This window comes from Oscillospiraceae bacterium (genome assembly GCA_015068645.1).
Lineage (GTDB): Bacteria > Bacillota > Clostridia > UMGS1840 > UMGS1840 > SIG452.
In genome coordinates this window covers 128,163-140,899 of record SVKD01000003.1, presented here as the reverse complement: position 1 = coordinate 140,899, position 12,737 = coordinate 128,163, and the positions used below count along the sequence as shown (strand labels likewise).

Here is a 12,737-nt window from a genome sequence, read left to right as displayed (position 1 = left end):
CAACAAAGGTATGAAATATATCAACCTTGTTGGAACCGGTGAAACCTTCGGTCAATAATCGCTGATGAACTCGTCGTGTAGCGACACAGCGAAAAATTTGTTCGTGCAAATGAACAAATCACACAACAAAAAACGGACTGTCTTTTTGACAGTCCGTTTTTATATGTGAAAACAATGTAGGGGACGATGCCCACATCGTCCCGTTGCTGAAAATTCTGATGCCAAAAATGGGCGGATGTAGATATCCGCTCCTACAACAAGGTGGTAATAGAAAGAAAAAATGCGGGTTCCGTCCACTTAGGATAGAATCCGCATCATATTTTTGTAGCATAGTTTTTCTATCAGTTCTTTTGAATAATTTCTTCGTTCCATTTCCGAAATAATTTTAGAATAAGAAGAAAAATCGGTGATTCCCGTTGGCAAAAAATCCACGCCGTCAAAATCCGAGCCAAAGCCGATATGATTTTCTCCGCCTAATTCCAAAAAGTGTTCCATGTGATTGAAAATACTGTTTAGATCAGCCTTTTGGGGTTGGTTTTCTAAAAACGGAGGATAGAAATTAATCCCCAGCACACCGTTATTCTGGCAAAGTGCCAAAAACATATCATCAGTAATATTTCGGAGGTGATTGCAAAGGGCACGAGCATTGGAATGAGAAACCAGCACAGGCTTTTCGGTAACTTTCATCACATCCCAAAAGGTTTCATCAGAGGCGTGAGATAAGTCCGCAATCATTCCCAAAGAATTCATTTTTTTGAGGACTTCTTTTCCAAGAGGAGTCAATCCGCCCGCATCGCCCGACATTTGGGATGTAGCAAGCAAATTGGAATCATTCCAGGTGAGGGTTAATACTTTGATTTTTTTCTGCCATAGGGAATCAATCTGTTCAACCGATTCAATCATGCTTCCGCCTTCCACGGTCAATATTGCCTGTTGTTTTTGGGATTTGGTAAAAGCGGAAGCATCCGTTACCCATTCCATAGATTCTTTGTTTTGGGAAAGTTCTTTCACAAAATAATCGTATAAAGCATCAAAATAGGAGTGTGGGGAAGAAAAGTCCTTTAATTTCTCAGGATCCATAAAAATGGCATACAACAAAAGGGTCCGAAAACCCTTTTGTTTTTGTATGCTGTTTTGAAAACTGTTTTCATAAAGGTTGCCGCTTTCAAAATACATCCGATAGGGAGTATCGTTATGAGCATCGATTAAAAACATGTTATTCATTCTCCTCGGAAAGTCCCGCAGTTTTTGCAATAAAGTAAAGGGGGCGATGTTTTGCTTCCAGATAAATTTTGCCGATGTATTCCCCGATTAAGCCGATGGATAACAGTTGCAGACCACCCAGTAACCATACAGACATCAATAAAGAGGTCCAGCCGGGCATTACACTGCCGCAAGCTAAACTGATTAACGCATAGAGAATCGCAATCACGCTTCCAATGGAAACCAAAACTCCAAGGCTGGTAATTAAGCGGATAGGAGAAATACTGAAGGAAGAAATTCCCTGGAATGCAAAAGCAAGCATTTTCTTTAAGGGGTATTTGGATTCTCCTGCAAAACGTTCATTGCGTTTGTAGTAAACCACGTCGGTTTTGTAACCCATATCGCTGACAATTCCGCGTAAAAACAGGTTGACTTCCTTGTATTCCATCAAAGAATCCAAGGCACGTTTACTCATCAGACGGTAATCTGCGTGGTTATACACCACGTCAACCCCCATCCATTTCATCAGTTTGTAAAATCCTTGGGCGGTGGTACGTTTGAAGAACGTGTCGGTAGCTCGTTCGCTACGGACACCGAATACCACATCGCACTCTTCGTTTCTGTATTTTTCCACCATTTCATAGATGGCACCAATATCATCCTGCAAATCTGCATCAATGGTAACGGTGATATCAGCAAACTTTCTTGCGGTTTCCAAGCCTGCCATCAACGCATTCTGGTGACCACGGTTTTTGGCAAGACAAACTCCTGAGAATACGGGACTGCTTTTGGCGTATTTTTCAATCAGATCCCAGGTTTTATCACGACTTCCGTCGTTTACAAACAGAATTTTGCTGTCTCTGGAAACCAACTGTTTTTCCATCATATCAGAAATTGCCCGATAGAACTGCTTGGCGGATTCGGGGAGTACCTCTTCTTCGTTATAGCAAGGCACCACGATGTATAACACGGGGCATTGGCTGAAATTTGCTTTTTTTTCAGACATAGTGATAGACTCCTTTCTATTGTATGCGCTGGGCACCGGTGTAATACCGATTGACAAGTTTGATAATGGATTCGTCTTCGGTATCAAAAAATACGGGGGTGGTGACCATTTGTGCAAGATTTTGGATAAATTCTTCCACATTGTCAGCATTTTCTGCAAAGGTTAGATGAATCACATCACAATCTGCATCCTGCAAGTCGTAGCAGAAATCCATAGGGTCAGATTCTTCCATAAAATGAAATGCTGCAAAGTTGGTGTCATCATCAACGAATACGGTTTTTCTCTGAGAAGACACAAAAGAAAATTCTTTTTGGCGAGCCGGCATTACCGGGATTTTTAATTCGGAAATCTCTTTGATATATTCGGGAGAGGTTCCGCAACAACCGCCCACAATATCAGCTCCGTGTTCAATCAAAAGACGGACATATTTTTTAAATTCTTTTGGGTCCATAGAAAATACGGTCTTGCCGTCTTCTTCTTTGGGAAGTCCTGCATTGGGTTTGGTAATCAGAGGAATCGAGGCATAGGGTACAATTTCATCCAGTAGGGGAATCATCTTGTCCGGTCCGGTGGAACAGTTAAACCCGAAAGCGTCTGCACCGTAATGCTCTGCTAAGAGTAAGGCGGTCACAGGGTCACACCCTGTGAGCATTTTTCCCGATTCTTCTAAGGTCACGGTAACAAACACCGGACATTTTTTATCTTGATACACATTTTTTACAGCGGACAGCGCACATTTTACTTCCGTCATATCCATCATGGTTTCAATCACGATGAAGTCCACGCCAAAATCGTAAAAGGCTTTGACCTGTTCTTCGTAAACTGAAATCAGCTCGTCCTCACTCATCATTCCCATGGGATATAAAAGTTCTCCCGTGGGGGACATATCGCCGCCAATCATAACGCCGTAACCAACCGCCTCCTTACATAAGGTGAGAAGTTTTTTGTTGGTTTCATACACGTCCATATGAACGGGCAGTTTTTTGCGGTTGGCACCGAAAGTGGGTGCATACACCGCATCACTTCCGGCATTTTTGTATGCGGTTTGCACGGATTTGATTGCATCAGGGTTATTAAGAATCCATTCTTCGGGGCAAACACCGGGAGCAAGCCCCAGCTTATGCAGTTCGGTACCGGTGGCACCGTCTAAAATGAGAATGTTATTGTTCGTTATGGTTTTTAACATATTCTTGAAACCTTTCCTTGGTATTTGGAGTTGCAAAGCGGTCAATAATCTGCTGGCTGGTGGTGAAATCGGATTCCATATCGTGCCGTTTTATGCGGGTAATCATAATTAAATCCTGTTGTGCCAGAGACGTGCCTTCAAACAACGGGTTATCTTTGGTTAGCTCAAATAAAGTGTCGGGGTCTAACAGCCCTTGCGCATAAAAGCGATTGAAGTTGACAAAATCCAACACGTAAATATGCTGTTGCCCGGTAATAAACTGGGTCTGCAGTTGTTGATTGCTTCCGGCAGTGGTTTCATCAAATTTTTCTTTATCAATGGAGAGAGAAATTACATGCAGGCGAGCAACCGTTTTGCCATCGTTGTTCACGTCGGTAATTGCATCTTCCAGCCGTTCGGTCAAAATACGTTTATCTTCATCCAAAAGGGCAAAGTCACCGCCGAATAATACATGTACATCCGGTTCCACTCGAGTGAAAGAATAGAAAATGGTGTTAGCCAGCAGCGCCACCAGACAGACACCGATAATCATATACCATTTATAATAAAACCAGACGTTTTGCCACCATTCTTTGGAAAAACGCTTCAAATGTTTTAAAGATTTCATAAAGTTCGTTCCTTTCCCTGCCTTAGGGGTTCATTTTTATTATAATTTATTATACTACATTTTCCCCTATAAATCAAGCTTTTTTCTTATTTGTAGCAGGTTTGTGTGTCTTTTTGATGTTTTTTGGAATATTATGTCTAAATACAGGTCAAAAAAATTCTTGACTTTTCAAAAGAATAAAGATATAATACAATTGTATTAGAGTAAGATGGGAAAGTGCACAAATGAATCCCATAGGAATATTTGAGAATAAAAATGTAATCATATATATCTTGTGTAAAAAGAAAGGAAGTGGCCCTATTGAAGAAACTATTCAGTCTTCTTCTCGCAATGTCCCTGTTGGCAAGCATGTTCACATTTGCAACTTATGCAAATGAGCTTGGTACAATTGCGTTCTACAATGCTGAAGATAACAGCGTAGCAACTCAGTTGGATGGCGTGGACAACCTTTATGCCAACGTGACCTTCACCGCAAGTAAAACCGGTACCGCAAGCGTAATGGTAGCTCATTACGATATCGAAACCGGTAAACTTGAAAAAATGGAATCTATTGATTCTGTTAGTATGACTGCAGGCGTAGTTGCGAACTTTACTACCTCTGCAATTTCGGTAGCCGATACCGATTTATTGAAAGTGTTCGCTTGGGACGAAGCAACTCTCGCTCCTTTAACCAATGTGGGCACGATTGAACGTGATTTATTAGAAGAACTTCCCACCGCAACCGTGACTGCAATTTCTACCGATGCAGACTTTGCGTTAAACTTCGCTGCAGACGAAGTAACTGATGAACAGTTGGCATTCTACGGTGATTGGGAGGCAGACTTTGTATTTACTGCCAACAAAGCAGCAACCTTCAATGCTAACGGCACTAAAGACGGTTACTTAGTTGGTCAGTACGATGAATTCGGCCCTGAATTTGTAAAAGTTCCTGCAACCGATTTCGCAATTACTGCAGGTACTCCCGTATCCATTATGGATGCAGCAGGTCTGAATGTTACCTTCCGTGATGTGGTTGAAACCGTAAAAGAATTCGACTGTGGTGTTGACTATGCAGATGCTTACTTAAAAGCAAATGATGGCTTAGAAGTATCCTTAGCACTGGTACTGGTAAATCCCGAAAACGGCAATACCTACACCATCGCAGAAAAAGCATTTGACTTTAATATGCCTACTGCAACTGTTACCGAAATTGACGTAGCAGAAGCAGACTTTGCATTAAACTTTAAAGCTGACGAAGCAACCGAATCTCAGGTAGCAACCTTTGGCGATTGGAAAGCAGACTTTGTATTTACCACCAACAAAGATGCAACCTTCAATGCCAACGGCACCAAAGACGGTTACTTAGTTGGTCAGTATGACGAATTCGGTCCCGAATTTGTAAAAGTTCCCGCAGCGGATGTAACCGTTACCGCAGGCGTTCCCGTAAATGTTTTGGGAAGTGCTGGCATGAACGTTACTTATCGCGATGTAGTTGAAACCATTAAAGATTTCGACTGCGGCGTAAACTTTGCAGATAGCTACTTAAAAGCAAATGATGGTTTAGAAGTATCCTTAGCACTGGTAATCGTAAATCCTGTTACCGGCGAAGCATACACCATCGCGGAAAAAGCATTTGACTTTACCATGCCTACTGCAACTGTTACCGAAATTGACGTAGCAGAAGCAGACTTCGCATTAAACTTCAAAGCAGACGAAGCAACCGAATCTCAGGTAGCAACCTTCGGCGATTGGAAAGCAGACTTTGTATTTACTACCAACAAAGATGCAACCTTCAATGCCAACGGCACCAAAGACGGTTACTTAGTTGGTCAGTATGACGAATTCGGTCCCGAAATTGTAAAAATTCCGGCAACCGACCTGAGTGTGACTGCAGGAGAACCTGTTTCCGTTATGGATGCAGCAGGTATGGATGTAACCTACCGTGACGTAGTTGAAACCGTAAAAGAATTTAATTGCGGTGTTAACTTTACCGAAGCATACTTAAAAGCAAATGACGGTTTAGAAGTATCCTTAGCACTGGTAATCGTAAATCCTGTTACCGGCGAAGCATACACCATCGCAGAAAAAGCATTCGATTTCACCCTGCCCACCGCAACCGTAACCGAACTCGATGTGGCAGATATTAAGGATGTTCCCTTAACTTATGCGTTAAACTTCAAAGCGGATCCTTCCACAGCATCTCAGCTTGCAATGTTTGGCGACTGGTATGCAGATTACGAAATCACCATCAATAAAACTGCAACCTTTAATTTAGACGGCACCGAAGATGGTTATTTGGCAGGTCAGTACGATTCCTGGAGCCCGGCTTGGGTACAGGTTCCGAAAATGGATATCACCTTAACTCCCGGCACTCCCTTAAAGATTATGGAAACTGCTGCAAAAACCTACGGTAAACCGGGATTAAAATATACCTATCAGGAAGTGTATGACAAAGTAAAAGACTTTGACTGCGGTATTTATTTCTCTCCCGAATTTTTAGCAGCAAACGACGGTCTGGAAGTAACCCTGTGCCTGAAGATGTATAACCCTGCAAACGAAGCAGAATCTTATATCATCGGCGATGTTTATACTTATAACTGGACTTTACCCACCGCAACCGTAACTCACTTAGACACCAACAACCTGGATGTGGAAGCAGACTTTGCAATGAATTTTAAAGCAAACGAAGCAACCGAAGAACAGTTAAAAACCTTCGGTAACTGGAAAGCTGATTATGCTGTAACCATTTCCAAAGATGTAGCCCTGAACGCAAACGGCGAAAAAGATGGTTACTTACTGGGTCAGTATGACGAATTCGGCGCAGAATGGGTAAAATTACCTGCAACCGATTTAGTAGTTCCTGCAAATACCACTATTAACGTGTTAGAATCTGCAGGAATGGATGTTACCTACCGTGATATCGTTGAAACCGTAAAAGATTTTGATTGCGGTATCAACTTCTCTAAAGAGTTCTTAGCAGCAAACGATGGCGTATCCGCTACCGTGGAATTAAGAATCTACAATCCCTTAAATCCCGCTGAATCCTATGTAATCGGTGATGCAATCACCAGAACCTGGAAACAGCCCACTGCAACCGTTACTGAACTGGACGTTGAAGCAATCGAAGGCGTTGATTTAGATTTCGCATTAAACTTTAAAGCAGACGAATCTACTCAGGAACAGCTCCTGATGTTCGGTGATTGGTATGCAGATTACGAATTAACCGTAAACAAAACCGCAACCTTCAATGCAAACGGCAATGCAGACGGTTTCCTCTCCGGTCAGTATGACGCATGGAGCAAAAACTGGGTATCCGTTCCCTTTGAAGATGCAACCTTAGAAGCAAATACTCCTGTAAGAGTAATGGAAACTGCAGCAGCTCTCATGGGTCAGAGCGGTCTGAAACTGACTTACGCAGATATCGTTACTTCTGTAAAAGACTTTAACTGCGGTTTAGCATTTACTCCCGAATTTTTAGTTGCTAACCCCGACTTAGAAGTAACTCTGGCACTGAAGATGTATAATCCCAATAACGAAAACGAATCTTACGTGGTTGGCAGAACCTACACCTTCACTCCTGAAACCATTCCTTCTATCGACAAATTCATCGGTAAAGCTGTGACCTATAATCACACCTTAGACACCGTGGAAGCAAATACCGTAACTTATGATTTTGCTGAGCTGTTTGACACCATCGGCGGCGTTCCCGTGAAAATGGAAGACATCACCGTAACCGGCGCAACTTATGCAGACGGCAAAATCACCGTAGAAGGTTTCGGTACCAAAACCATCACCGTAACCGATAACTATTATTGTAACACTGCAACTGCAACTGTAGTTGTAAATGCTCCTGTTGCGATGGACAAATTCACCGGTAACACCGTAACTTACACTCATACCTTAGATACTATCGAAGGTAACACTGTAACTTACAATTTTGCAGACCTGTTTGAAACCGTTGAAGGTGCAAATGTAAAAGCGGAAGATATTACCGTGGAAGGCGCAACTTATGCAGACGGTAAAATCACTGTTACCGGTTTAGGAACTATTACCGTTACCGCAACCGATAACTTCTACTGTAACATTGCAACTGCAACTGTTACCGTAAACGCTCCTGCAAATGTAAATAAATTTACTGCTACCAACAAAACCATTGACTTAACCGTTAATACTGTTGGTCAGGATCAGACCGTAAACTTTGAAGATTTATTCACCGCAGTTGAAGGTGTAGTAATCAAAGCGATTTCCGTAACCGTAGATAACGGAGCAAGCTTTACAGGTGGCGTTGTAACCGTACCCGGAAAAGCAGGTACTTACACCGTTACCGCAACCGATAACTTCTATTGTAACATTGCAACTGCAACTGTTACCGTAAATGAACCTGCAAATGTTGACAAGTTCACCGGTAAAGCTGTAACTTACACTCATACCTTAGATACTATCGAAGGTAACACTGTAACTTACAACTTTGACGAACTGTTCACCAATAACGGTTATGATGTAAAAGACATCACCGTGGAAGGTGCAACTTATGCAGACGGCAAAATCACTGTTACCGGTATCGGTACCTTCACCGTTACCGCAACTGATAATTTCTACTGTAACAAAGCAACTGCAACCATTACCGTAAAAGAACCTGCTAATGTTGATAAATGGACCGGTCAAACCGTTTCCAAAAAATTAGTTTACGGCGAAAACACCGTAACTGTAACCTTTGATGAATTGTTCACCAATAACGGCTATACTGTAAAAGAACTCACCGTAGGCGGTGACGGCGTTTACGAAAATGGCGTGTTCACCTTTACCGGTGCAGGCACTTACACCGTAACCGTAACCGATAACTTCTACTGTAACACTGCAACTGCAACTGTTATCGTGGAAGAACCCGACATTATTCCCGAAGAAAAATTCGTGAAGAAATTTGACAAAACCGACTTTATGTACCGTATCGGTAACCAAAACGAAGTTGCGATTGAAAAAATCTTCGTTCCTGTTGACGGTTTTGTTCCCACCAATGCAACCGTAACTGTAACTCCTGTGGAAGCATCTCAGGTAACTGCAGATATTACTGCAACTACTCTGAAATTTAACGGTACCGGCGTGGTAAAAGTGTCTATCGTGGACACAGCTGATCCTGCTTGCTTACCCACCGAACTGTACTTAGAAGTTGTGGATGCAACCAACGTAACCGGCGTAAACGGTACCATTTCCGGCAATACCGTATTGGTTAATAATTGCAGTACCTTAAATGGCTTTACCGTATCCGGTGATAACACCTTCTATGGCAACGGCTTTACCGTAAGCAATACCAATGACGGACGTTACTTAGGATTAGGTAGCGGTTTAAAACAGGGTATTATCACCGTAAAAGAAGGCGGTACTTTAGAAAACACCGTAGTTCGTGCAGCCATCTTCCCCATTGCAGCACTGTACTCCAACCAGGTGGAAGATTACTATGAAGTGGATTCAAAAGATCCTTCTAAAATCAGATACTACTATCAGCTTTCCGCAGTAGCGGTAAGTGGTGATTCCACCATTTCCAACTGTCATATTTACGGCGCAAGAAACAACATCTATGTTGGTGCCGGTAATGTGACCGTGAAGGATACCATTCTGGAAGCAGGCGTACTTTCCAATATGCAGATTGAAAGCGGTAGTGAATACACCGTAACCTTAGAAGACGTTACTACCATTCAGTATCAGAACAAACCCACCGTTTATGCAAACGACAGCCTGAAAAACAACACCATGCTGGGCTTTGGTGTGATTGTTGGTCCCAACACTTCTACCAACCCGAACCTGGTATTAAAAGGTAACTTAAAACAGTATAACTGGGTGAATGCTGATGACATGAATGCAGTAAGCGATTCTTATGCAAGATCTGCTATCAACAGCGCATTGGCTGTTTCCAAATATCAGCACAGTGTGAATGGTCAAACCAGCGTAAATATGGGTATTGTATACTTAAATACCAAAACTGCAATCATCGACAATCAGACCGGCTTGCCCTATGCTTTGGATAGTATTTCCGTGAGCGGTGTTTCCGGTCAGGCATACTCCTTATCCGGTGCAGTCGACACCCAGATTTTCTCTGATTACGAAAATGCAGACAAAACCATCGCAACTGACCTGTATAAACCCCAGTTTAAATTTGACGATGATTTAGGCGGACAGTATATCGAAAACGTGGAAGGTTGTGACGAATATTTATACACCACCGGCAAAACCGTGAACATTCTGTTCACCGACGGTGATACCAAAGTGGTAGATTTAGCAGGTCTGGTAAATATTGAAAAATACACCGGCGAAGATTTAGGTATGACCATTACCTGTGTGGATGAAAACGGCGTGGCAGTTCCTGTATCCGGAACCAGCGTTTCCTTAACCAACAAAGGAACCTACACCGTAACCTACACCGTAACCGATACTTTGTTCTATGCTAAAGACGGTCAGGTTGTGGCAGATACCGTAACTTATACCTTCCCGATTACCTTATCTGTTTCCTTAAAAGACAATGCAGTTCCCGATGCACGTTTTGCATTCAACAAAGACAGCCAGAAAATGGGTTACTATAAACCTACCTTAGGCGATGTAAAACAGTATTTACCCTTCTTAAAAGGTTTACAGATTTATGACCACAACGGTCAGAGCGAATACTTACGTTTCAACGGTGATTCTGATTTCAACAAAATTGCATCCATCACCATCACCGGCTATTCCAGCAACAAAGCGTTGGTAGAAGTAAAACTGACTGACGGCGGTGTGATTAACACCAGATTCTTAGCACGTGCAAACAGTGGCGGTGCTTCCACCTATACCGGTTCTATTAAAACCAAAGACAACACTGTTTACTTTGTAAACGGCGGTGGTACCAGTAACTCTGCTTCCACCACCACCTCTGCATACTGGTATGTGGATTACTACACCTTTACCGGTAACAACGGGGTAACCATTACCTCTGCTCAGCAGACCTTTAATTCCAGCGGTTCCAGTGTTTCCACTCCTTCCGGAAACTTTAGTACCACCATTAAAGCAACGGTAACCTATGATGCAAATGGCGGTTCCTGTGTACAGACCATTGGTTATGCAACATCAGCTGCAACTTCCGTAACTCTGCCCACTCCCAAACGTGGCGGATTCCTGTTTGCAGGTTGGTACACTGCTCCTACCGGCGGAACCCGTGTGGGCGGTGCAGGAGATTCCTATGCTCCTTCCGCAAATATCACCTTATATGCACAGTGGGGCAAACCTTGTGATGTAAGTTATGACGCAAACGGCGGTACTGCTTCTGTTACCGTTCAGACCTATAACGGCACTGCATTAAGCTTACCCAATGCAAGTCGTGACGGTTACTGGTTCTTAGGTTGGTACACTGCACCCACCGGTGGCGAAAAAATCGGTGATGCGGGTGAAGGTTATCATCCGGGCGGCGCAATCACCCTGTATGCACAGTGGCAGGAAGCAATTTCCTACACCGTGACCTACAATGCAAACAGCGGTAGCGTAAGTCCTGCTTCTGCAACTTACGAAGGAACTGCTCTTACTTTACCCAACCCCACCAGAACCGGTTACACCTTCAACGGCTGGTATACTGCGGCATCCGGTGGCACCAAGGTTGGGAATGCAGGCGCAGAATACACTCCGTCTTCCAACATTACCTTATATGCACAGTGGACGATTGGTAGCTACACTGTAAAAGTTTCTGCTACAAATGCAACTGTAAAAATTAACAATACCACCGTTGCTAATAACGGTTCCATTAACATTCCCTACGGCACTCAGGTAACTGTTGACGTAACCTACTCTCAGAGTAACAGCCGTTCCACCACCATTAAGGGTGCAGATGGCACTACCTATAATTCACCCTTTAACATGCCGGCGCAGACCGTTACCGTAACCGCATCTTCTAGCGGTAGCTGCTTTACCGAAGATACCTTAATCACCATGGGTGACGGCAGCCAAAAAGCAATGAAGGATGTTACCAAGGATGATACCATCTTAACCTACAACTTCTTTACAGGCTGTTACGAAGCAAAAGATGTGGCACTCTTAATTTCTCACGGCGTGGATACTTACGCAGTGGCAAACTTAACCTTCTCCGACGGCACTACCTTAAGAATCGTTGGTGACCACGGTGTGTTTGACTATGACTTAAACGATTATGTATACATTAACATAGATAATATGGATGCATACATTGGTCACACCTTTGTGAAAGAAAATGCGGAAGGTTATGACTTGGTAACCTTAGTGAAAGCAGAAAAAACTGAAGAAACCCTGGGAATCTATTCCTTAACCTCTGCAGGCAATGCCAACGCATTTGCAGAAGGTATGCTGACACTTGCTCCTCCTGCTGGTTTCTATAACTGGATTGAAATGGGTGAAAAACTCCGTTACGATACCGAAAGCTTCCAAAAAGATATCGAAACCTACGGTTTATACACCTTAGAAGATTTCGGCGGTTTGGTAACTGAAGAACAGTTTATCGAATTAAACGGCGCATACTTAAAGATTGCTGTAGAAAAAGGAATCTTCACCTGGGATTACATTGTTGAGTTAATTGGCTTATATGTAAATCCGTAATACGTTTTCGTATGAAAAAACTCCCTGCAGAGTTCTCTGCAGGGAGTTTTTGTTTCGGTGGAGAGACAGTGAAAATAACGAAAAACCTTGACAAAATCCATCAAAAAGTGGTAAGATGTAGATAGAATAAAATGGTGTGGTGTAACTACATAATGCTTCTAAAATTCGTACCC

At 42.9% G+C, this 12,737-nt stretch carries 5 protein-coding genes; 1 reads left to right on the top strand and 4 read right to left on the bottom strand.

The features are described from left to right. Positions 1 to 297: 297 nt before the first annotated feature. Genes E7413_02240 through E7413_02225 form a run of 4 tightly spaced genes read right to left on the bottom strand, consistent with a single transcriptional unit; the run spans position 298 to position 4,002 of the window. Positions 298 to 1,224: a hypothetical protein gene (locus E7413_02240; protein MBE7018682.1), complete on the bottom strand. Its 927-nt coding sequence runs from the start codon at positions 1,222 to 1,224 to the stop codon at positions 298 to 300. Continuing rightward, positions 1,217 to 2,209 carry a glycosyltransferase family 2 protein gene (locus E7413_02235; protein MBE7018681.1) on the bottom strand — a complete coding sequence of 331 codons (993 nt, stop codon included), beginning with the start codon at positions 2,207 to 2,209 and terminating at the stop codon, positions 1,217 to 1,219. Before E7413_02235 ends, E7413_02240 begins: the two co-directional genes overlap by 8 nt. 16 nt (positions 2,210 to 2,225) lie before the next feature. Beyond that, positions 2,226 to 3,395, bottom strand: a complete 1,170-nt coding sequence (locus E7413_02230; GenBank protein MBE7018680.1) for a hypothetical protein — start codon at positions 3,393 to 3,395, stop codon at positions 2,226 to 2,228. Continuing rightward, complete coding sequence (locus tag E7413_02225) at positions 3,370 to 4,002, bottom strand: hypothetical protein (GenBank protein ID MBE7018679.1); 633 nt, start codon at positions 4,000 to 4,002, stop codon at positions 3,370 to 3,372. Before E7413_02225 ends, E7413_02230 begins: the two co-directional genes overlap by 26 nt. 300 nt (positions 4,003 to 4,302) lie before the next feature. On the opposite strand from E7413_02225, the gene E7413_02220 reads away from it, so the two are divergent. After that, entirely contained in the window at positions 4,303 to 12,564 is an 8,262-nt protein-coding gene (locus E7413_02220; protein MBE7018678.1) for a hypothetical protein, read from the top strand. Positions 12,565 to 12,737 lie beyond the last annotated feature (173 nt).